Here is a 20397-nt window from a genome sequence, read left to right as displayed (position 1 = left end):
TCGGTGGCCTGTTCAATCGGGCCGGTCGCCGGTTCAGTCGGGCCAGTCGCCGGTGAGGCGCCGTACGCCCGCCGCGCCGCCGCGGTCGATCGCGGCCTTCACGACGGCGAAGATCGCGCCCTGCAGCGCGGCCGCGGCGAGCACCTCGCCCCAGCCGTAGTCCCGCGAGGTCGCCTGCGGTGCCTCGTCCTCACCGGAGAGCCGCTTCCAGATCTGCTTGAACACGATCCCCGCCGCGACGCCGCCGGCCACGCTGAACGCGATGCTGAACGGCTTGTACAGGACCTTGTTCACTCGTTCCCCTTCCGGTAACCGACCAGCGCGGCCAAGATGAGCAGCCCGGATGCCACCACCCACGGCGCGGGGCGATCCCGGACCGACTGGACCATCCGCTGCAGCGTGAGCTCCAGCGTCAGGCGAGGGTTGGTCCGCAGCTCGCGACTGGCGTACGCGGCGTTGACCGCGACCTGCTCCACACCCTCCCGCATCCGCAGCTTCGCCGCGTTCACGGAGGTGGAGACGGCGTCCTGCGCGCGGGTCTTCACGTCGGCCTTGGCCGCGAGGGCCTCGACGGTCTCACCCAGCCCCGCCCGGGTCCGGGCGATCTCCTGCCGGAGCGCCTCGGGATCGGTGGGGACGTGCCCGTTGTGACTGTTCTTCGAGTGCGTCGCGGTCATCGGTGCCCCCCGTTCTTCACGGAGTGCGTGATCGTGTCGATGTCTGCCTTGACGCTGGCGACCGCGTCCTGCGGCACCGGCGACCCGGCCTTGCTCACCTGCGACTTGCCGAGCAGCGCGAGGACCCCGGCGACGGCCAGCAACACCACACCGACCAGCAGGGCCGACAGCCACGCCGGAATGACCGCGGCGAGAGCGATGATGACGGCGGCGAGGACGGCACCCACGCCGTAGAGCGCGACGAGTCCGGCTCCACCGAACATGCCGACACCCATCCCGGCCCGCTTGCCCTTCTGCGCCAACTCGACCTGGGCCAGCTTCAGCTCGTCCCGCACCAGGGTGGAGATCTGTTCGGCGGCAAGCTTGACCAGGTCCGCCGTCGAACGGTGGTCCGCTGCCGAGGTGGCAGTCCCCGCGATGGCCGGGGGTTGCACGCGCGGCGCGGTGGCCGGCCGGTCGTTCACGGTGTACGTCATGGCTTCTCCTCTCGCCCGCATGTACGTGTTTCCCCGCGAACGCCCGGGTTAACCCACGTCACGCCACCTCCCGGACCGGATGGGGAGCCCCTGCCCGAGGCCGCCACGCCGCTCCTCCGGACGATGAGGAGGCCGTACAGGCAGGGCGTGGGCGGGGTGCCTCGGACCGGGTGAGGCGAGCCCGCTCGGGGCGGGTGAGGCATGCGCCTCCAGCCGGGCGTAGGCCGGCCCATCGGACCGGCGCCTCCGGCTCAGTGTGGGGGACCTGCCCGCCGCCGATGGCCTGGGTCAGGTCAGCCACCGCCTCTGGCCAGGTGTGGGCTGCCGCCTCCGGCCAGGCGTGGTCAGGCCTCGGACCGGACGCGGTCGGGCAGGAGGATCGACAGGCCCGCGACGAGTGCCAGCAACCCGAGCTCCCAGCCACAGCATTGCCGCAGCCCCGATTTCTCGTGAACGCCCGGGCTAACCCACATCACGCCACCTCCTGGACCGGGCGGGGAGCCCTGTCCGAGGCCGCCGCGCCGCCCCTCCGGACTCAGGCTGGGCGTGGGCAGGCGCCCCGGACAGGGTGAGGGCGGGCACCTCGGACCGGTTGGGGGCCGGCGGCTCCGGTAGGTGCAGGCCGGCACCTACCGGCTCTGTGTGTGGGCCTGCCCGTCGCCGATGGCCTGGGGCAGCCGGCGTCTCCGGCTAGGTGTGGGCCGGCGCTTCCGGCCGGGCGTGGGTGGGCGCCTCGGGCTCGATGTGGGCAGGGGTCTCGGGCCGGGCGCGGGCGGGCAGGAGGAACGACAGGCCCGCGGCGAGTGCCAGCAGGCCGAGCTCCAGCCACAGCACCTGCCGCAGCCCCGAGTCGAAGTCGCCGCCCGCCCAGGCGAAGAACGCCGTGCCGAGCGCGGCCACGCCGATCGCGCCGCCGACCTGCTGGGCGGCGGTCAGGGTGCCGGACGCCGAACCGACCTCGTGCTCGTCGACGGCGGCCAGGACGATGTCGAAGTACGGCGCCATCGAGCAGCCCATGCCGACGCCCAGCACCAGCAGCGACGGCAGCAGCGCCACGGACGACACCGGACCGTCGGTGACCGTCAGGGTGACCAGCAGCGCGACCACCCCCGCGGCCAGCACGGCGGTGCCGCCGACCAGGAGCCGCCGGCCGCCGAGCTTGGCGCTGAGCACGTGCCCCGCCACCGCGCCGACGGCCGTGCCGAACGCCCACGGCGACTGGGTGAGACCCGCGCGCAGCGGCGAGAAACCGAGGCCCAGCTGCAGATAGATGCTGAGGATGAGGGTGAGGCCCATCAGGCCCGCGAAGAAGATCAGGCCGACGAGCAGTCCGGCCGTGAACCGTTGCTTGGCCAGCAGGCTGGGCTCGATGAGCGGGCTGCGTCCCTCGCGGTGCAGGCGCTGCTGGTACCGCTGAAACCCCCAGAACATGGGAACGGCCAGCGCCATCATCGCCCACGCCCACCAGGGCCAGCCGAGCTCGCGCCCCTGCACCAGCGGGAAGACGAGCAGCAGTAAGGACGCGCTGAGCAGGACCGTGCCGGTCAGGTCGAGCCGGAGCTTCGCCTCGTCGCCGGGGGTGGGCCGCGGCAGCACCAGCCAGGCGCCGATCAGCGCCGCGACGCCGACGGGCAGGTTGATGAGGAAGATCATCCGCCAGCCGGTGCCGAACAGGTCGGCGTCGACGAGGACGCCGGCGAGGATCGGGCCACAGACCGCGGACAGGCCCATCACGGGGCCGAACGCGCCGAACGCCGCGCCGATCTGCTCCGGCGGGAACGCCGCCTTGATCAGCCCCAGGCCCTGCGGGATGAGGACGGCGCCGGCGAGGCCCTGCAGGATCCTGCACACCACGAGCGACGCCGGGCCGGGCGCGATCGCGCACAGCAGTGACATCAGGGTGAACCCGGCGGCACCGGCGAGGAACATGCGGCGGCGACCGAAGATGTCGCCGAGCCTGCCGCCGGTGACCAGGCCGACGGCGAACGCGAGGGTGTAGCCGGCGGCGAGCCACTGCAGGAAGGCGGTGCCGCCCTCGGGACCCACCAGATCGGCGCGTATGGACGGGCCGGCGATGGCGATGATCGTGGCGTCGAGGAGGTCCATGACCTCGGCGGCGAGGACCACGGCGAGGACCGCCCAGCGCCAGCGGTACGTGTTCGAACGCTGTTCGTTGTTCACGAACACCGTTCTACTCGCGAACACTGTTCGTGTCAAGTACGATTGGCGGGTGCCATCCGTCCCCGATTCCAGTGCCGTGCCCTCGTCCAGCGCCGTGGTGGAGACCAGCGCTCTGCACGGATCGGCGGTGCCGGCGCCGCCCTGGCGGACCCGGCGGAAGGCGCCTGCGGCGCGGCAGCCGCTGAGCGCGGAGGCGGTGATCGAGACCGCGCTGCGGCTCGTCGACCGGGACGGGCTCGACGCGCTGAGCATGCGGCGGGTGGCGCAGGATCTCGGGACCGGACCGGCCTCGCTGTATGCGTATTTCGCCAACAAGGATGAGCTGCTGGAGCAGCTGCTCGACCGGGTCGTCGGCGAGATCCCGCTGCCGGTGCTCGACGCGTCCGGCGACTGGGCGGCGGTCGTGAAGCGCAGCTGCTGGGACAGCCGGGCGGTGTTCCTCGCCCACCGCGACCTCGTCAAGGTCGCCCGGGCCAACATCCCCGTGGGGCCCAACTCGCTGCGCTACACCGAGGCGATGCTCGCCGTCCTCCGCGGCGCCGGCATCCCCGACAAGGTCGCCGCGTGGGGCATGGACCAGATGTCGCTGGTGATCGTCGCCGACGCCGTCGAGACCTCGATCCACGTCAGCCACGGCCGGCAGTCGGAGGCGGACGCCGCGCCGTACCTCGCGCAGATCCGGGACTACTACGCGTCGCTGCCGGTGGATCGCTTCCCCAACCTGGTCGCGATGGCGCCGGCGATGACCGAGGGGAGCGGCGACGAGCGGTTCGCGTTCGCGATCGACCTCATGGTGGACGGCCTCGCGCGGCACGCCACCGGGCGTGTGGTTGAGTCGTCTCGGGTCTCGGGTTTCGTGGGCGGGGGCGGGAAATGACGGCGATCGTGGGGCTGGTGCACTCGGGCACCGTGTATATCGGCGGCGACAGCGCGGGCGCTTCGGGGTGGAGCCTCACCGTCCGCGCCGACAGCAAGGTGTTCCACAACAACGGCTACCTCTTCGGGTTCACCACCTCGTTCCGGATGGGGCAGCTCATCCGGTACGCGCTGAAGCCGCCGAAACCGGTCGGCGACATCGAGCGGTTCATGGCGACGCGCTTCATCGACTCCGTCCGCGAGGCGCTGAAGGCCGGCGGATGGGCCCGCCGGGACAGCGAGCGCGAGGAGGGCGGCACCTTCCTCGTCGGCGTGAAGGGGCGGCTGTTCACCGTCCACGACGACTACCAGGTCGCCGAGGCCGCCGACGGGTACGCGGCGGTGGGCGTCGGCGACGAGATCGCCCTCGGGGCACTCTTCGCGACCGCCGGCTCCCGGATGGCGCCGCAGCGGCGGGTCGAGGTGGCGCTGCGGGCGGCGGAGCGCTTCAGCGCCGGGGTGCGGGGGCCCTTCGTCTGCCTCTCCCAGCCGCCGGGCGCGCTGCCGACCTGAGGTGGTGCTGCGGACCGCCATGCCGTTCTGCTTGCGGTTTTTTCGCATGTACGGCGGTTCGTGGCGGTCGGGGCGGTTGTCCCTCCGGTCGAGGGGCCGTTCGAGGTGCGGTCGGGCCCGGGTCTCGCCGGTTCCGTTACGGTGTGCGCCATGACGTTCTCGATCGTCGGGCGGTCCGCTGACGGGCAGTCCCTCGGTGTCGCCGTGGCCAGCAAGTTCCTCGCCGTCGGCGCGGCCGTCCCCGCCGCCCGGGCCGACGTCGGGGCGCTGGCCACGCAGTCGTTCGCGAACCTGGCGTACCGCGTCCAGGGCCTGGCCCTGCTCGGCACGGGCACGACGGCCGCCGACACCGTCGCCGGGCTCACCGCCGCCGACCCGGGCCGCGCGACCCGGCAGCTCGGGGTGGTCGGCCGGTCCGGGGACGGGGCCACGTTCACCGGCGACGAGTGCTTTCCGTGGGCCGGTGGCGTGGCCGGCGACGGGTACGCGATCCAGGGCAACATCCTCACCGGCGCCGACGTCGTCCGCGACATGGAGGCCGCCTGGCTCGCCGACCCGGCCGCCCCGCTCGCCCGGCGGCTGCACGCGGCGCTCGCCGCAGGGGACCGGGCCGGTGGCGACAGTCGCGGCCGGCAGAGCGCGGCGTTGTTCGTCGTCCGGCGCGGTGCCGGGTACGGCGGCCTCAGCGACGTCGAGGTCGACCTGCGCGTCGACGACGACCCCGATCCGGTCACGCGGCTGGGCACCCTGATCGGCCTGTGGGAGCTGTACTTCCAGAAGCCGGACCCGGCGACGCTGCTGCCGCTGACGGGCGAGCTGGCCACCGAGGTGGCGGATCGGCTGGCGGCGCTGGGCTTCGCCGACCTGGCCGGCTGGGCCGGCGTGGAGAACCTGGAGGAGCGCCTCGTCGACGACGCCATCGACCCGCTCGTCCTGGCCCACCTGCGTGCCGGTTCCCCGTCATCCTCACCTTCACAGGATCGTCCGTAGGGCTTTGTCAGGTGGCGGGCTTCGTCAGGGGCGGGCTCGGGCTTCGTCAGGTGGCGGGCTCGGGCTTTGGCAGGTGGCGGCGCGGCGGAGGCTCTCGACGACCGTCGCGACCGAGGGCCGCGCCGCGGAGCTGCGCCGGACGGCGGCGGTGATCCGGCGCCGCATCGGGTCGCGGACCGGCCGCGCTGCCACCCGGTACCGTGGATCGACGGCGAGCTCAGGCAGCAGCGTCACCGACAGGCCCGCCTCGACGTGCGCCAGCAGCGGACCGTAGGAGGCGAAGCAGCCCGCGATCTCGGGCTCGAACCCCGCCCGCCGGCAGGCCGTCGTCACGAGGTCGAACGTCCACGTGCCCGGCAGCTCGACGCTCCACGGGTGCCGCGCGAAGTCGGCCAGGTCCACCGTCTCGCGGCTCGGCCCCGCCGTGACCAGCATGATCTCGTCGGTGGCGAGGACGGTGTAGACGACGTCCGGGACGATTGCGGCGTCGCCGGAGCCGAGGTCAGCCGTGACCACGACGTCGCACTCGCCGCGTTGCAGGGCCGCCACGCTCTCGGCAGGGTCCAGCTCCCACACCGTGACCCGCAGCCGGGGATGGTCCCGTCCGAGGTCCCGCACCGCGCCGAGGACGAACGTGTTGAGCGCACTCGTGAACGCGCCCAGCCGGACCCGTCCGGCCAGCCCACCCTCCACGGCGTCGAACGCCGCCAGCTCCTCGTGCGCGGCGCCCATCTGGTCGAGGATCACCCGCGCGTGCCGGGCCAGCGCCGCCCCCGCCGGCGTGAGCCGCAACCGGCGCCCCGCGCGCTCGAACAGCTCGGCGCCGGCCTCCCGCTCGAGCACGGCCAGCTGCTCGGACACGTTCGACGGACTCAACCGCGCCGCCTCGGCCACCGCCCGCACCGTGCCCAGGCTCTCCAGCAGCGTGAGCAGCCGCAACCGCCACGGATCCAGCACGCCGGCCTCCTGTTGTCCGGTGGTCCCGAACAGTATGTGCGGAATGATGCGCTGGAGCCTGACAATGCGCGCGCCTACCGTCGACCCATGAGCGACGACGACTTCTGGCAGGACGTGCGGCGGCATGTCATCCGGTACGGCGGAACGTTCACGCCGGAAATCATCGACCGAGCCGAAGGCAGCTACGTCTACACCGAGAGCGGTCGCCCGATCCTCGACTTCACCTCGGGCCAGATGAGCGCCATCCTGGGCCACTCGCACCCGGACATCGTCGCCACCGTGCGCCGCCAGGTCGGCACGCTCGACCACCTCTTCAGCGGCATGCTGTCCCGCCCGGTCGTCGAACTCAGCCGCCGCCTCGCCGCCTCCGCCGAAAAAGCCGCCGCCTCAGCGCAGCTGGACGGCTCGCCCGCTGCCCTCTCGGCACGACCGGCTGGCTCGCCCGCTGGCGTCTCAGCGCTGCCGGACGGTTCGCTCGCCGGGGCCTCAGTGTTGCTGGACGGTTCGGCTGCCGGGGCCTCAGTGTTGCTGGACGGTTCGCCTGCCGGCGCCTCAGTGTTGCCGGACGGTTCGCCTGCCGGCGCCTCGGCGCTGCCGGACGGTTCGCTCGCTGGGGCTTCGGCGCTGCTGGACGGGTCGTCGGCCGGGGCGTCGGGGCTGCCGGGCGCGTCGGTCAGCGGCGGACCCCTGGACAAGGTGCTTCTCCTGACCACCGGCGCCGAGGCCAACGAGGCCGCCGTCCGGATGGCGAAGCTCGTCACCGGCGGCCACGAGATCGTCTCCTTCGCCAAGTCCTGGCACGGCATGACGCAGGCCGCCGCCGCCGCGACCTACAGCGCCGGCCGCAAGGGTTACGGACCGAACGCCCCCGGCAACATCGCCATCCCGACACCGAACGCGTACCGACCGGACTTCACCACGCCGGACGGCTCCCACGACTGGCGCCGGCAGCTGGACGTCGCCTTCGACCTCGTCGACGCCCAGTCCGTCGGCAGCCTCGCCGCCTGCCTTGTCGAGCCGATCCTCAGCTCCGGCGGCGTCATCGAACCACCGCTCGGCTACTTCGCCGCGCTGCACCGCAAGTGCCGCGAGCGGGGGATGCTGCTGATCCTCGACGAGGCGCAGACCGGCCTGTGCCGCACCGGCACCTGGTACGCCTTCCAACGCGACGGCGTCGTCCCCGACGTCCTCACCCTGTCCAAGACGCTCGGCGCGGGACTGCCCCTCGCGGCGGTGCTCACCAGTGCCGAGATCGAGGAGCGCGCCCACGACCGCGGTTACCTCTTCTACACCACTCACGTCTCCGACCCGCTCGTCGCCGCCGTCGGCAACACCGTCCTCGACGTCCTCGAACGCGACCAGCTCGACCTCCGCGCCGCGACCCTCGGCACCCGCCTGCGCAACGGGCTTCTGGACATCCAGCGCCGCCACCCGGTCGTCGCCGACGTCCGCGGGCGGGGACTCCTGCAGGGCATCGAGCTGAAGGACGAGGGCGCCGGCGCGGACCGCATCGGCGCCGCCGTGACCCGGCGCTGCCTGGAGCTCGGCCTGCACGTCAACGTGGTGCAGCTGCCCGGGATGGGTGGCACCTTCCGGATCGCGCCGCCACTGACCAGCACCGACGAGGAGATCGACCAGGGCCTGGAGATACTGGACCAGGCGATCGGCGACACCGCGCAGCATTAGGCACCATCCAGGCCGGAGCGGACGGCGTACAGGGCGGCCTGAGTGCGGTCCTGCACGCCGAGCTTCGTGAGGATGGCGCTCACGTGGGTCTTCACCGTCTTCTCCGCCAGCCCGAGGACGCGAGCGATCTCCCGGTTGGACCGGCCACGGGCCATCTCGGCGAGCACCTCCCGCTCCCGGGCGGTCAGGTGCGCCAGCTCCGGCGCCGGCCCGCTGTCCGCCAGCAGCCGCGCGACCTCTGGATGCAGCAGCACGTGCCCGGCGTGGACGGCCCGGATCGCCGAGGCGAGCGCCGGCGGGTCGATGTCCTTGTACACGTATCCCGCCGCCCCGGCCCGCATCGCCGGCAGCACCGCCGACGGGTCGGTGAAGCTGGTGATGACGAGCACCTTCACCCCACGCAGCCCAGGCAGCGCCTCGACCCCGTCACCGCCGGGCATCTTCAGGTCCAGCAGCACCACGTCAGGCGACGTCTCAGCCGCCGCGGCGACACACGACGCGCTGTCCTGCGCCTCACCGACCACCACGATGTCGTCCTGCAGATCGAGGAACGTCCGCAACCCCTGCCGCACCACCGGATGGTCGTCGACCACGAGCACCCTGATCGGATCAGCAGCCACCGGGCACCTCCATGGTGACCGTCGTGCCGGCCCCCGGCTCGGACGACACCGTCAACCTGCCGCCCACGCTGCGGGCCCGCTCCCGCATCGACGCGAGCCCGAGCCGGCGCTGAGCGCCGGCGCCGTTGCCAGACCTGGCCACGCCCGCCCCCGTGCCAGCATCAGCCCCGGCGCTGACTGCTCTGCCCTCGCTGACTGATCGGCCCGCGTTGGCTGCTCTGCCAGCGCCGTCTGCTCCGCCCGCGCTGGCTGCTCTGTTTGTGTCGGCTGCTCTGCCTGTCTCGGTTGCACTGCCCGCGCTGGTTGCTCTGCCCGCGCTGGTTGCTCTGCCCGCGCTGGTTGCTCTGCCCGCGCCGGTTGCACTGCCCGCGCTGGTTGCTCTGCCCGCGCTGGCTGCTCTGCCTGCCTCGGTTGCATTGCCTGTGTCGACTGCTCTGCTTGCGCCGGGCGCTCTGCCTGCGCCGGAGCCGCTGTCGAAGCCTGTGCCGTCGTCCGTGATGCGCAGGACGAAGCCGCGGCCGGAGCGGCGCAGGTGGATGTCCACGTGTCGGGGGTCGCCATGGCGCAGTGCGTTGTGCAGGGCTTCCTGGGCGACCCGGTACGCCGCCTCCTGACGCTCCCCGGACAGCTTCGGCAGCTGGTCGCCGGTGAACCGGATCCGTGCGGTGTGGACCCGGTCGAGCAGCTCTGCCTGCCGCTGGAGCGCCGCCGCGAGTCCGTCGCCGTCGAGGTCGGCGGGGCGCAGGCCGACCACGATGGACTTGAGCTCGGCGGTCGCGTCCGCGGCGAGCCGGCGCACGGTTTCCAGCTCGGCGAGAGCCCGCTGCGGGTCGCGGGCCACCAGGGCGGCCGCCGCGTCGGTGGTGAGCCGGAGGCTGAACAGCTTCTGCGTCACCGCGTCGTGCAGCTCCCGTGCGATCCGTTGCCGCTCCTCCACGATGGACAGCTCGCGGCTGCGCTCATACAGCCGCGCGTTGACGATCGCGATGGCCGCGTGCGCGGCGAGCAGGCGCAGCAACTCCTCGTCGCGGGCGTCGAAACCACCGAACCGTGGAAGGCAGCGCTTGTTGGCCAGGAAGATCTCGCCGAGGATCTCGTCGCCGTCGACGATCGGCATGCCGAGGAAGTCGGACATCACCGGGTGCGCGGCCGGCCAGCCCTCGAACTGGGGATGCGTGCGGATGTCCGCCGAGCGGACCGGATTCGGGTCGTGGAGCATCGCGCCGAGCAGCCCGTGATGGCGGGGAATCGGCCCGATCGCCCGCCACTGGTCGTCGGACAGCCCGTCGGCGAGAAACTCGCGGAACGAGCCTTGGCCGTCGGGGATGCCGAGCGCCGCATACTCGGCGTCCAGGAGCCGCCGGGCGGCCGAGACGATCGTCTGGAGCACCTCGCGGACCGACAGGTGCGCGGTGACGGCGAGAACCGCAGCGCTCACCTCGCGGAGCTCATCGCGGTCGTAGGTGCTCATGGCTTCGACAGTACCGACGTCGGCGCGCTCTCCGCCTCGGCTCATGGACCTAGGTCGAAAGACCGGGACCAGAGCCCGTCCGATGCCCGATGTCGCCGGCCGCGGCGCTGCATAGCGTCGGTGACATGCCAACTGCCATCATCACCGGCGCCTCCCGGGGGCTCGGACAAGCGCTCAGCATCGCCCTGATCAAGGCCGGCTGGACCGTCGTCGCCGACGGCCGCACCCTGGCGGACACACCGTCGGATGCGCTGCCCGCCGAGGTGATCCGGGTGCCCGGCGACGTCACCGACCCCGCGCACCGTGCCGCACTCGTCGAGGCGGCGCTCGCCACCGGCCGGGTCGACCTGCTCGTCAACAACGCAGGCATTCTCGGCCCCAGCCCGCAGCCGCCGCTGGCCGACTATCCACTCGAGACGCTGCGCGAAGTCTTCGAGGTTAACGTCGTCGCACCCCTCGCCCTGACCCAGCTCGCGCTGCCCGCGCTGCGCAAGGCCGACGGTGCGGTCGTCACCATCACGTCCGACGCCGCGGTCGAGGCGTATGCGGGGTGGGGCGGCTATGGAGCGGCCAAGGCCGCCGCCGAGCAGGCAAGCAACGTGCTCGCCGCCGAGGAGCCCAACCTGCGCGTCTGGTGGGTCGACCCGGGAGACCTGCGCACCCAGATGCATGCCGAGGCGTTCCCCGGCGAGGACATCAGCGACCGCCCGCTGCCAGAGACGGTGGCCCCGGCGTTCGTCGACCTCGTCACCACGCGCCCCGAGTCGGGGAGGGTCCGGCTGTGACCGCCGCCGAGCTCGCCACGCCTGGCATGGACTTCGAGCTGCCGCCCGAGCTCGAAGCGCACGAGCCACCCGAGGCGCGCGGCACTCCTCGTGACGGTGTGCGGCTGCTGCAAGGCCAGGGGAGCACGGTGTCGCACCACCGCTTCACCGACCTGCCCGGCCTGCTGCGTGCCGGCGACCTGCTGGTCGTCAACACGTCCGGCACGCTGCCCGCGTCGGTGCCGGTCGCGGGTGCGCCGTTGCGGGTCCACTTCTCGACCGAGCTCGCCGACGGGCGCTGGCTGGTCGAGGTCCGCGGCGCCGACCTCGGCCGGCGCCCGGGGCAGCCCGGCCCGCTGCGACTGCCCGGCGGCGCCACCGTCACGCTGGAGGAGCCCTACTCGCGGGGCAGGCTGTGGTTCGCCTCCGTCACGACCCGCACCTCCGTCATCGACTTCCTGCATCGGCACGGGCAGCCGATCCGCTACCCCTACGTGCGGCGCCAATGGCCGATCGAGGCGTATCAGACGGTGTTCGCGACCCAGCCGGGCAGCGCCGAGATGCCGAGCGCGGCGCGGCCGTTCACCGACCGGGTGGTGACCAGGCTCGTCTCGGCAGGCGTGCAGATCGCGCCACTGGTCTTACACACGGGGGTGGCGTCGCCCGAGGCGCACGAGCGGCCGTATCCGGAGTGGTTCCGCGTGCCGCCAGGCACGGCGCGGCTCGTCAACGAGACACGGGCCGCGGGCGGCAGGGTCGTCGCCGTCGGCACCACGGCCGTCCGCGCCCTGGAGACGGTCGCCGACGAGGACGGCCGGGTCGCCGCCGGCGAGGGCTGGACCGACCTCATCGTCACGCCCGCCCGCGGTGTTCGTGCGGTCGACGGTCTGCTCACCGGCCTGCACGAGCCGAAGGCGTCGCACCTGGACCTGCTCGCCGCGGTCGTCGACCGCGACCTGCTCTCCCGCTGCTACGCCGAAGCGGTCCGCGCCGGCTACCTCTGGCACGAGTTCGGCGACGTCAATCTCCTGCTGCGATAAAGAAGACCCGATGTTGTCGCGGTTCGGGTGTGCGGCGGGTTGCGGCGACCGGGGCGCGCCGCCGACCTGGAGCCCGGCGTCGGCGAAGTTTGGCCGTGCGGCGAGGTGTCGGCGGGCGCCGTGGGTGGGCCGGAGAGGGCGTGGTGTGGCCGTGGGGCGCGGGGTGGGCCCGGGACGGTGTGGTTGTGGCCAGGCGGCGTGGGTGGGCCGGGGACGGCGCGGTGTGGTCGGGGATGGTGCGGTGTGGCCAGGCGGCGTGGGTGGGCCGGGGACGGTGTGGTGTGGCCAAGCGGCGTGGGTGGATCGGGGACGGCGCGGGGTGGGCCGGGGACGGTGTGGTGTGGCCAAGCGGCGTGGGTGGATCGGGGACGGCGCGGGGTGGGCCGGGGACGGTGTGGTGTGGGTGGATCGGGGACGGCGTGGGGTGGGCCGGGGACGGTGCGGTGTGGCCAGGCGGCGTGGGTGGGTCGGGGACGTCGTGGCGGGGCGGGAAGTCGTGGTGCTGGGTGGCGTGGACCTGGTGCTGTGAGGGTCGGAGTGCGGGTTAGGGTCGCTGCATGACGGTGAGGTGGTCGGGTGCGACGGTCGGTGAGGTCGCGGCCGCGGTTGAGCAGTTCGCTCGCAGGATTGCGGTGTTCGACGCGCCGCCCGGTGGCGGGGATGGTGGTCATGGCGAGGGTTACGGCAATGGCGCGGGTGGAGGTGATGTGTCAGGGCGTGGAGCGAGCGGTGTCGAGGTGAAGGTCGGCGATGCCGTCGTGCGGCTTTCGCCGGGGGTGGCGCGGGCGTTTGTGGAGGCGTTGGTTTCGTATCAGGACCCGCGGGACCGGGGGTCTTGTGACCACTGTGGTGGGGCGCGGCTGGATGACAACTTCGTCTGCGCGGACTGTGGGCAGCCGAGCGGGTTGTTCGGCCAGTTGTTGCGGGAGCGGGCTGCCAGGTTCGAGGGGCCGGCCGGGGAACTGGGGCTGGTCGGAGAGTAGAGACCGGTCGGGGGAGTTGGGCTGATCGGGGGAGTGGGGCTGGTCGAAGAGGTGGGCAAGTCGGGGGAGTGGGGCTGGTCCGGGGGAGGAGGGCCGGTCGGGGGAGTTGGGCTGATCGGGGGAGTGGGGCTGGTCGAAGAGGTGGGCAAGTCGGCGGAGTGGGGCTGGTCCGGGGGAGGAGGGCCGGTCAGGGAAGTGGGGCTGGTTGGGGATGAGGGCCGGTTGGAGAAGTGGGTCGGTTGGAGAAGTGGGTCGGTTGGGGAAGTGGGTCGGTCGGACGGAGTAGGGCCGGTCTCGTGAGCGGTGTGGTGGCCGCGCGAGGGTTCTGGGCAGGTGCGCGGGGTGTGTCGCCAGGTTCAGGTGCCAGGCGGCGAAGGGAGACCGGGCGGCGGCGTGGGGCCCGCGTCGAGGGAAGTCGGGCCGGCGGTGACGGACTGGTGCAGGGTGGCGAACTCGGTGGCGAGCTTGTCGAGGGTGAAGTGGGCGTTCAGGCCGCTGGGGTTGGGCAGGATCCACAGGCGGGCGCCGGCGAAGTGCTGGGTCTGCGGGCCGACCTGGACCCGTGCGGCGCCGAAGGCGGTGCGGAAGGCGGTGACGCCGAGGACGGCGAGCCACCTCGGGGCGAAGCGTTCGACCTTGTCGCGGAGGATCGCGCCGCCGGTGGTGAGCTCCTCGCGGGTCAGTTCGTCGGCGCGGGCGGTGGCGCGGGCGGCCAGGTTGGTGATGCCCAGGCCGTAGCCGGGGAGCAGGTGCTGCTCGTCGGGGCGTAGCTGGCGAGGGGTGAAGCCGCCGAGGTGCAGGGCGGGCCAGAAGCGGTTGCCGGGGCGGGCGAAGTGGTGGCCGGTGGCGGCGGACCAGAGGCCTGGGTTGATGCCGCAGAGCAGGACGTCGAGGCCGGGTGCGATGACGTCCGGGAGGACCTTGTCCGCCGCGGCGGCCAGGTCTGCACGGCTCGGCCGGTCGGGTCGGTTCAATGTCGACGCCATGCGGACAAGGATGCCAGCGGGGGCGTTCGGGCCGGGCAGAGTGCAGGGGTGGAGAACTCTTCGAAAGCTGTCGACCTCGATGCGGTGCTGGCGCTGTGGGATCAGCCTGTCGGGAGTCGTACCGACGCCGCCGACGACTTCAGGAAGTGGTATGCCGATCCGGTGCCGGTGAACGGCAGCCCGACGAGCGCTGAGGCTCTCGCGGAACGGGCGCGGGTGTTGCAGGTGGCGTTCGCGGATCGGCGGACCGAGCTGGTGCATCGGGTGGAGACCGCCGGGCGGCTGGTGATCGGCTTCTTCATGCATGTGCGGCATGTGGGGCCGTACGACACGCCGCTCGGGCGGGTGGAGGGGACCGGGCGGCAGTTGAAGATCCGGGTGACCGACATCCTGACCGTGGAGGACGGGAAGATCACTGAGATCTGGGTCATGTCGGACGAGGTGGACGTGATGCGGCAGCTCGGGGTCATCTGACGCTAGCGTGTGCGGCATGAGTGAGCGGCGGTTGATCTCCAGCGGGTCGACGTTCGAGCGGGAGATCGGGTACTCCCGGGCGGTCGTGGACGGTGACTGGGTGCACGTGTCGGGGACGACGGGGTTCGACTACTCGTCGATGACGATCTCTGACGACGTGGTGGCGCAGGCGCGGCAGTGCTGGCTGAACATCGACGCGGCGCTGCGGGAGGCCGGGGCGGGTGTCGGGGATGTGGTGCGGGTGCGGTACCTGCTGCCGGACGCCGCCGACTTCGAGCCCTGCTGGCCGGTGCTGCGCGAGTGGCTCGGCGACGTGCGCCCGGCGGCGACGATGCAGGTGTGCGGGCTGTCCGACCCCCGGATGCGGATCGAGATCGAGGTGACCGCCCGCCGCCGGAAGGGCGGCAACCTCGGCTGGCCCAGCTGAAGCGCCCAGCTGAAGCGCCCAGCTGAAGCGCCCAGCTGAAGCGCCCAGCTGAAGCGCCCAGCACGCGAAGACGACAGGCAAACCGGCAAGAGGGCTAAGAGAGCTAGTCCGAGATGGTGATGTTCAGCGCCGCGGCCAGGGTGCGTGACAGTGTGACCAGGTCGCCGGTGCTGATCGTGGCGCCCGCGAAGCTGGTCACGCCGCCCACGCCGGACAGGACGCAGTCGGTCAGCCGGGTGCCGTCCATGCTCGCGGCGGAGAACTGGGCGCCGGTCAGGTCGCAGCGGGCGAAGGCCGCGCCGGTCAGGTCGGCGCCGGTGAAGTCGGCGCCGGTCAGGTTGCAGTCCTCGAAGAGGACGGTGGCGAACCGGGTGGCGCGGAACACCGACAGGTCGATCCGGCAGTCGCTGAGCGTGACGTCGCGCAGCACGCCGTCGAGCCAGTGCAGGCCGGTCAGCCGCGAGTCCCTGACCGCCACCCGCAGCAGGGTCGACTGGTCGCCGTGCACGTTGGCGAAGTCGCTGCTCTCGACCAGGCAGTCGGTCAGCGACACCTTGACCAGGGAGGACCCGCTCAGGTCGGCGTGGTTGAAGCGGCACTGGTCGAACTCGGCGCCCTTGGTCGAGCGGGCGGTCAGGTCCAGGTCGTAGAAGCCGATCCCGCGGTAGGAGGCCTCGTCGTGGAGGTCGTCCTCGTCGACGGTCGCCAGCTCCAGCGCCTTCGGCGGCCGGGGCGCGGCGGGCGCCGTGAACGCAAAACGAGAGGGCATACGTGTGACGGTAGTGGCAGAAGTGACGATCCGCCGAGAATCGCGGAACCCGCGGAGCGGAAAATCACGCGGCAATCGCGGCGACGCGCGCCTATCCTTGCGAGCGTTATGTCTGACGTGCCCCAGCCCACCGGCGTGACCGAGCCCAGCAACGAGGGCGGCGGCGAAACAAGCGACAAGACCGGCGACCAGAGCAGCGCCAAGACCGGCGACCAGACCGGCGACAGAGGCAGCGACAGAAGCAGCGCCAGGAGCGGCGACAAGAGCGGCGGCAGGCAGAACCGGAGACGGTCCGGAAGTCGTACACACGCGGAAACAGCACCTGAGAACACCGCGGGTCAGGAGCTGCTGCGCGAGCTCCGCACGCGGCTGTCCGGGCTGATGCCGCAGGACCAGCACCGGCTCCGGCGCCGCATCGAGGGGGCCAGGAAGTCCCCGCACGCCCAGGCGATCGCCGAGGCCATCCGCGCCGACGTGGAGCGCGCCGAGCAGCGGGTCGAGGTCCGCCGGGCCGGGGTTCCGAAGATCACGTATCCGGAGCAGCTGCCGGTCAGCCAGCGCAAGGACGACATCCTCGCCGCGATCCGCGACCACCAGGTCGTGATCGTCGCCGGCGAGACCGGCTCGGGCAAGACGACCCAGCTGCCGAAGATCTGTCTCGAGCTCGGCCGGGGCGTGTCGGGGCAGATCGGGCACACGCAGCCGCGGCGGATCGCGGCGCGGACGGTCGCGGAGCGCGTCGCGGAGGAGTTGGGCAGCGAGCTCGGCGCCACGGTCGGGTTCAAGGTCAGGTTCTCCGACCAGTCCGGCGACCAGACGATGGTCAAGGTGATGACCGACGGCATCCTGCTCGCCGAGATGCAGCAGGATCGGCTTCTGCGCCGGTACGACACGCTGATCATCGACGAGGCGCACGAGCGCAGCCTCAACATCGACTTCATCCTCGGCTACCTCAGGCAGCTGCTGCCGAAGCGCCCGGACCTGAAGGTCATCATCACCTCGGCGACGATCGACCCGGAGCGGTTCTCCCGGCACTTCGGCGACGCCCCGATCATCGAGGTGTCCGGCCGGACGTATCCCGTCGAGGTCCGGTACCGCCCGATCGAGGCCCCCGACGAGGGCGAGGACGAGCGCGACCAGATCGACGCGATCTGCGACGCCGTCGAGGAGCTGCAGGCCGAGGGCCCCGGCGACGTGCTGGTGTTCCTCAGCGGCGAGCGCGAGATCCGCGACACCGCCGACGCCCTCGTCAAGCTCGACCTGCGCAACACCGAGATCCTGCCGCTGTTCGCCCGGCTGTCGTTCGCCGAGCAGCACCGGGTGTTCCAGTCGCACGCCGGCCGCCGGGTGGTCCTCGCCACGAACGTCGCCGAGACGTCGCTGACGGTCCCCGGCATCAAGTACGTGATCGACCCCGGCACGGCGCGCATCTCCCGCTACAGCCACCGGTTGAAGGTGCAGCGGCTGCCGATCGAGCCCGTGTCGCAGGCATCGGCGAACCAGCGGAAGGGCCGCTGCGGCCGCACTTCCGACGGCATCTGCATCCGGCTGTACAGCGAGGAGGACTTCGAGGGAAGGCCGGAGTTCACCGATCCGGAGATCCTGCGGACCAACCTCGCGTCCGTCATCCTGCAGATGATCTCGCTCGGCCTGGGCGACCTGGCCGCGTTCCCGTTCATCGACCCGCCGGACCGCCGGAACGTCACCGCCGGCGTGCAGCTGCTGGAGGAGCTCGGCGCGCTGGAGAGCGGCCAGCGGCTCACCCCGCTCGGCCGCCGGCTGTCGCAGCTGCCGGTCGACCCGCGCCTGGCCCGGATGGTCCTCGAGGCCGAGCGCAACGGCTGTGTCCGCGAGGTCATGGTCATCACCGCCGCGCTGTCGATCCAGGACCCGCGGGAGCGGCCCGTGGAGAAGCAGGCGCAGGCGCAGCAGCAGCACGCCAGGTTCGCCGACAAGGACTCCGACTTCATCGGCTACGTCAACCTGTGGAACTACCTGCAGGAGAAGCAGAAGGAGCTGTCCAGCAACCAGTTCCGCAAGCTGTGCAAGGCGGAGTTTCTCAACTACCTGCGGGTCCGGGAGTGGCAGGACATCTTCAGCCAGCTGCGGTCCGTGCTGCGCAGCATGGATGTGGTACCGAACGAGGAGCCGGCCGCCCCGTACAACATCCACGTCTCGCTGCTCGCCGGGCTGCTGTCGCACATCGGGCTGAAGGACGCGGAGAAGAACGAGTACCTCGGCGCACGGGGCGCGAAGTTCGCGGTGTTCCCCGGCTCGGCGCTCTTCCGCAAGACGCCCCGCTGGGTGATGGCGGCGGAGCTGGTCGAGACGACCCGGCTGTGGGCGCGGGTCGCGGCCCGGATCGAGCCGGAGTGGATCGAGCCGCTCGCCCAGCACCTGGTCAAACGCAACTACAGCGAGCCGCACTGGGAGAAGAAGCCCGCGGCGGTGATGGCGATGGAGAAGGTGACGCTGTACGGCGTCCCGATCGTCAGCTCCCGGAAGGTGAACTACGGCCGGATCGACCCGGCGCTGTCGCGCGAGCTGTTCATCCGGCACGCGCTCGTCGAGGGCGACTGGGAGACCCACCACGCGTTCTTCGCCGAGAACCGGCGGCTGCTCGAAGAGGTCGAGGAGCTCGAGCACCGGGTCCGCCGCCGCGACATCCTCGTCGACGACGAGACCCTGTTCGAGTTCTACGACCAGCGGATCGGCCCGGACGTCGTCTCCGGCCGGCACTTCGACAGCTGGTGGAAGCAGACCCGCCGGGACCAGCCGGAGCTGCTCACGTTCGACCCGGCGATGCTCGTCAACGACACCGCCGGCGGCGTCGCGAAGGACCAGTACCCCGACGCGTGGGAGCAGGACGGCCAGCGGTTCGCACTGACGTACCAGTTCGAGCCCGGCGCCGACGCCGACGGCGTCACCGTCCACATCGGACTGCCGCTGCTCGGCCGGGTCCGGGACGCGGACTTCAGTTGGCAGGTGCCCGGCCTGCGCGAGGACCTCGCGACGGCGCTCATCAAGTCGCTGCCGAAGGCGCTGCGGCGCAACTTCGTCCCGGCGCCCGACACGGCCCGCGACGCGCTTCTTGAGTTGCCGGTCCGCGACGGGCACCTCCTGGACGCCCTGGAGCGGGAGCTGCGCCGGATGACCGGCGTGACCGTGCCACGCGACGCCTGGGACCTGACGAAGGTGCCGGAGCATCTGAAAATGACGTTCCGGGTCGTCGACGACGGCGGCGCCGTGCTCGCCGAGAGCAAGAGCCTCCCGCAGCTGCGGGACCGGCTGGCGCCGAAGGTGCAGGAGACTGTGGCCGAGGCCGCGACGGACGTCACCCGTAGCGGCAGTACCAGCTGGGACTTCGGCACGCTGCCGCGCAGCCTGTCGCGGACCGTCGCCGGGCACACCCTCACCGTCTACCCGGCGATCGTCGACGAGGGCACGTCGGTGGCGGTCAAGGCGTTCGACCTGCCGGCCCGGCAGCGGCACGAGATGTGGGCCGGCACCCGCCGCCTGCTGCTGCTCACGCTGCCGCCGGCGGCGAAGTTCGTGCAGGGCCGCCTGTCCAACGAGGCGAAGCTCGCGCTGAGCCGCAACCCGCACCGCAACGCCGTCGACCTGCTCGACGACTGCGCGTCGTGCGCCGTCGACCAGCTCATGACCGACGCCGGCGGGCCCGTGTGGGACGGCGAGGCGTTCGCGAAGCTGCGCGACAAGGTCCGGGCCGACCTGGTCGACCTGACCCTCGACGTCGTCGGCAACGTGCAGCGGATCCTCGCCGCGTCCTATGACGTCGAGCAGCGCCTCGCCCGCACCAAGAACCCGCTGCTGCTTCCCGCGCTCACCGACATGCGCGGGCAGCTGGGGCGGCTGGTGTACCGCGGTTTCGTCACCGACACCGGATGGCAGCGGTTGCCGGACCTCGAACGGTACCTGCGCGGCATCGAACGGCGCCTGGAGAAGGTGCCGACCGACACCGCCCGCGACCGCGACCGGATGCTGACCGTGCAGGAGGTCCAGCGGGAGTACGACCAGCTGGTGTCCAGCATGACCATGAGTCCCGAGCTGCGGGAGATCCGCTGGATGATCGAGGAGTTACGGGTGGGCCTGTTCGCGCAGGCGCTCGGCACCGCCTACCCGGTCTCCGACGTGCGCATCTACCGGGCGATGGACGCGCTGCCGGACTGATCGCGGCCGGCCTCGGCGGTGGTGCCGGCCTCGCTCACCTTTGCGAACATAACCGAAATTTCGGATATGTTCGCGCAGCGGACATATCCGAGCTGTCCGGCTCTGCCCACCTTCGTGCTGTCCCGCCCCGCGCCGTGCTGTCAGCTCAGCCCACCGTCGCGCTGTCTGGCCCCGCGTCGTGGTGTCTGGCCCCGCGTCGTGGTGTCTGGCCCCGCGTCGTGGTGTCTGGCCCCGCGTCGTGGTGTCTGGCCCCGCGTCGTGGTGTCTGGCCCCGCGT

19 protein-coding genes are annotated in these 20397 nt (G+C 72.0%); 10 read left to right on the top strand and 9 right to left on the bottom strand.

Features of this window, described 5'->3' with window-relative positions; translation table 11 throughout:
• Positions 1 to 33 precede the first annotated feature (33 nt).
• The 4 genes from AB0I21_RS01545 to AB0I21_RS01530 all read right to left on the bottom strand — a co-directional run bounded on the left by AB0I21_RS01545 (position 34) and on the right by AB0I21_RS01530 (position 3334).
• On the bottom strand, positions 34 to 294 hold the full coding sequence (locus tag AB0I21_RS01545) for a DUF4235 domain-containing protein (protein ID WP_344503084.1): 261 nt from the start codon (positions 292 to 294) through the stop codon (positions 34 to 36).
• Positions 291 to 677: a DUF3618 domain-containing protein gene (locus tag AB0I21_RS01540; RefSeq protein WP_360558229.1), complete on the bottom strand. Its 387-nt coding sequence runs from the start codon at positions 675 to 677 to the stop codon at positions 291 to 293. The genes AB0I21_RS01545 and AB0I21_RS01540 overlap by 4 nt, the downstream gene beginning before the upstream one ends.
• Entirely contained in the window at positions 674 to 1153 is a 480-nt protein-coding gene (locus tag AB0I21_RS01535; RefSeq protein ID WP_360558228.1) for a phage holin family protein, read from the bottom strand. The genes AB0I21_RS01540 and AB0I21_RS01535 overlap by 4 nt, the downstream gene beginning before the upstream one ends.
• A gap of 690 nt (positions 1154 to 1843) precedes the next feature.
• Positions 1844 to 3334 (bottom strand): MFS transporter, encoded by a 1491-nt coding sequence (locus tag AB0I21_RS01530; RefSeq protein ID WP_360558226.1) that lies wholly within the window; start codon positions 3332 to 3334, stop codon positions 1844 to 1846.
• Between the two features lie 49 nt (positions 3335 to 3383).
• On the opposite strand from AB0I21_RS01530, the gene AB0I21_RS01525 reads away from it, so the two are divergent.
• The 3 genes from AB0I21_RS01525 to AB0I21_RS01515 all read left to right on the top strand — a co-directional run bounded on the left by AB0I21_RS01525 (position 3384) and on the right by AB0I21_RS01515 (position 5752).
• Complete coding sequence (locus AB0I21_RS01525; RefSeq protein ID WP_360558225.1) at positions 3384 to 4211, top strand: TetR/AcrR family transcriptional regulator; 828 nt, start codon at positions 3384 to 3386, stop codon at positions 4209 to 4211.
• Entirely contained in the window at positions 4208 to 4762 is a 555-nt protein-coding gene (locus AB0I21_RS01520; protein ID WP_344503078.1) for a hypothetical protein, read from the top strand. The genes AB0I21_RS01525 and AB0I21_RS01520 overlap by 4 nt, the downstream gene beginning before the upstream one ends.
• A 150-nt stretch (positions 4763 to 4912) precedes the next feature.
• Positions 4913 to 5752 (top strand): DUF1028 domain-containing protein, encoded by an 840-nt coding sequence (locus AB0I21_RS01515; RefSeq protein ID WP_360558223.1) that lies wholly within the window; start codon positions 4913 to 4915, stop codon positions 5750 to 5752.
• A 24-nt stretch (positions 5753 to 5776) separates the two neighbouring features.
• Here AB0I21_RS01515 and AB0I21_RS01510 read toward each other — a convergent pair whose 3' ends face one another.
• The gene (locus tag AB0I21_RS01510; RefSeq protein ID WP_360558221.1) at positions 5777 to 6709 is read right to left on the bottom strand and encodes a LysR family transcriptional regulator; all 933 of its coding nucleotides are present in this window, start codon (positions 6707 to 6709) and stop codon (positions 5777 to 5779) included.
• An 87-nt stretch (positions 6710 to 6796) separates the two neighbouring features.
• Here AB0I21_RS01510 and AB0I21_RS01505 point away from each other — a divergent pair, with 87 nt between their 5' ends.
• Positions 6797 to 8395, top strand: a complete 1599-nt coding sequence (locus AB0I21_RS01505) for an aminotransferase class III-fold pyridoxal phosphate-dependent enzyme (RefSeq protein WP_360558219.1) — start codon at positions 6797 to 6799, stop codon at positions 8393 to 8395.
• Here AB0I21_RS01505 and AB0I21_RS01500 read toward each other — a convergent pair.
• A complete protein-coding gene (locus tag AB0I21_RS01500) occupies positions 8392 to 9015 on the bottom strand; it encodes a response regulator transcription factor (protein ID WP_360558218.1) in 624 nt (207 codons plus the stop codon). The two genes, AB0I21_RS01505 and AB0I21_RS01500, sit on opposite strands and share 4 nt — an antisense overlap.
• Positions 9005 to 10618 carry a GAF domain-containing sensor histidine kinase gene (locus tag AB0I21_RS01495; protein WP_360558216.1) on the bottom strand — a complete coding sequence of 538 codons (1614 nt, stop codon included), beginning with the start codon at positions 10616 to 10618 and terminating at the stop codon, positions 9005 to 9007. Before AB0I21_RS01495 ends, AB0I21_RS01500 begins: the two co-directional genes overlap by 11 nt.
• Between AB0I21_RS01495 and AB0I21_RS01490 the strand changes: the two genes are divergently transcribed.
• From AB0I21_RS01490 to AB0I21_RS01480, 3 genes are all read left to right on the top strand, one after another.
• Positions 10612 to 11271 carry an SDR family oxidoreductase gene (locus AB0I21_RS01490; RefSeq protein ID WP_360558214.1) on the top strand — a complete coding sequence of 220 codons (660 nt, stop codon included), beginning with the start codon at positions 10612 to 10614 and terminating at the stop codon, positions 11269 to 11271. The genes AB0I21_RS01495 and AB0I21_RS01490 overlap by 7 nt on opposite strands.
• Complete coding sequence (locus tag AB0I21_RS01485; RefSeq protein ID WP_360558212.1) at positions 11268 to 12290, top strand: S-adenosylmethionine:tRNA ribosyltransferase-isomerase; 1023 nt, start codon at positions 11268 to 11270, stop codon at positions 12288 to 12290. Before AB0I21_RS01490 ends, AB0I21_RS01485 begins: the two co-directional genes overlap by 4 nt.
• Positions 12291 to 12847: 557 nt before the next feature.
• The gene (locus AB0I21_RS01480; protein ID WP_360558211.1) at positions 12848 to 13273 is read left to right on the top strand and encodes a hypothetical protein; all 426 of its coding nucleotides are present in this window, start codon (positions 12848 to 12850) and stop codon (positions 13271 to 13273) included.
• A 356-nt stretch (positions 13274 to 13629) separates the two neighbouring features.
• Here the strand turns inward: AB0I21_RS01480 and mug are convergent, their stop codons facing one another.
• The gene (gene mug, locus AB0I21_RS01475; RefSeq protein WP_360558209.1) at positions 13630 to 14259 is read right to left on the bottom strand and encodes a G/U mismatch-specific DNA glycosylase; all 630 of its coding nucleotides are present in this window, start codon (positions 14257 to 14259) and stop codon (positions 13630 to 13632) included.
• A 48-nt stretch (positions 14260 to 14307) separates the two neighbouring features.
• Here mug and AB0I21_RS01470 point away from each other — a divergent pair, with 48 nt between their 5' ends.
• Both AB0I21_RS01470 and AB0I21_RS01465 read left to right on the top strand, forming a co-directional pair.
• Positions 14308 to 14733 carry an ester cyclase gene (locus AB0I21_RS01470; RefSeq protein WP_360558208.1) on the top strand — a complete coding sequence of 142 codons (426 nt, stop codon included), beginning with the start codon at positions 14308 to 14310 and terminating at the stop codon, positions 14731 to 14733.
• Positions 14734 to 14749: 16 nt separating this feature from the next.
• Complete coding sequence (locus AB0I21_RS01465; RefSeq protein WP_360558207.1) at positions 14750 to 15160, top strand: RidA family protein; 411 nt, start codon at positions 14750 to 14752, stop codon at positions 15158 to 15160.
• Positions 15161 to 15263: 103 nt separating this feature from the next.
• Here AB0I21_RS01465 and AB0I21_RS01460 read toward each other — a convergent pair whose 3' ends face one another.
• Entirely contained in the window at positions 15264 to 15929 is a 666-nt protein-coding gene (locus AB0I21_RS01460) for a pentapeptide repeat-containing protein (RefSeq protein ID WP_360558206.1), read from the bottom strand.
• 108 nt (positions 15930 to 16037) lie between these two features.
• Here AB0I21_RS01460 and hrpA point away from each other — a divergent pair, with 108 nt between their 5' ends.
• On the top strand, positions 16038 to 20120 hold the full coding sequence (gene hrpA, locus AB0I21_RS01455) for an ATP-dependent RNA helicase HrpA (RefSeq protein ID WP_360558205.1): 4083 nt from the start codon (positions 16038 to 16040) through the stop codon (positions 20118 to 20120).
• Positions 20121 to 20397: the final 277 nt, after the last annotated feature.

Origin of the sequence: Dactylosporangium sp. NPDC050588, assembly GCF_040654975.1 — a bacterium.
Taxonomy (GTDB): Bacteria; Actinomycetota; Actinomycetes; order Mycobacteriales; family Micromonosporaceae; genus Dactylosporangium; species Dactylosporangium maewongense.
This window is presented reverse-complemented; position numbering and strand designations above follow the sequence as displayed.

Excerpts from the sequence above, each read along its gene's own strand:
- mug (WP_360558209.1), bottom strand. The coding sequence starts at position 14,259 with ATGGCGTCGACATTGAACCGACCCGACCGGCCGAGCCGTGCAGACCTG.
- AB0I21_RS01515 (WP_360558223.1), top strand. The coding sequence starts at position 4,913 with ATGACGTTCTCGATCGTCGGGCGGTCCGCTGACGGGCAGTCCCTCGGT.
- AB0I21_RS01540 (WP_360558229.1), bottom strand. The coding sequence starts at position 677 with ATGACCGCGACGCACTCGAAGAACAGTCACAACGGGCACGTCCCCACC.
- AB0I21_RS01480 (WP_360558211.1), top strand. The coding sequence starts at position 12,848 with ATGACGGTGAGGTGGTCGGGTGCGACGGTCGGTGAGGTCGCGGCCGCG.
- AB0I21_RS01465 (WP_360558207.1), top strand. The coding sequence starts at position 14,750 with ATGAGTGAGCGGCGGTTGATCTCCAGCGGGTCGACGTTCGAGCGGGAG.
- AB0I21_RS01460 (WP_360558206.1), bottom strand. The coding sequence starts at position 15,929 with ATGCCCTCTCGTTTTGCGTTCACGGCGCCCGCCGCGCCCCGGCCGCCG.
- hrpA (WP_360558205.1), top strand. The coding sequence starts at position 16,038 with ATGTCTGACGTGCCCCAGCCCACCGGCGTGACCGAGCCCAGCAACGAG.
- AB0I21_RS01520 (WP_344503078.1), top strand. The coding sequence starts at position 4,208 with ATGACGGCGATCGTGGGGCTGGTGCACTCGGGCACCGTGTATATCGGC.
- AB0I21_RS01505 (WP_360558219.1), top strand. The coding sequence starts at position 6,797 with ATGAGCGACGACGACTTCTGGCAGGACGTGCGGCGGCATGTCATCCGG.
- AB0I21_RS01490 (WP_360558214.1), top strand. The coding sequence starts at position 10,612 with ATGCCAACTGCCATCATCACCGGCGCCTCCCGGGGGCTCGGACAAGCG.
- AB0I21_RS01535 (WP_360558228.1), bottom strand. The coding sequence starts at position 1,153 with ATGACGTACACCGTGAACGACCGGCCGGCCACCGCGCCGCGCGTGCAA.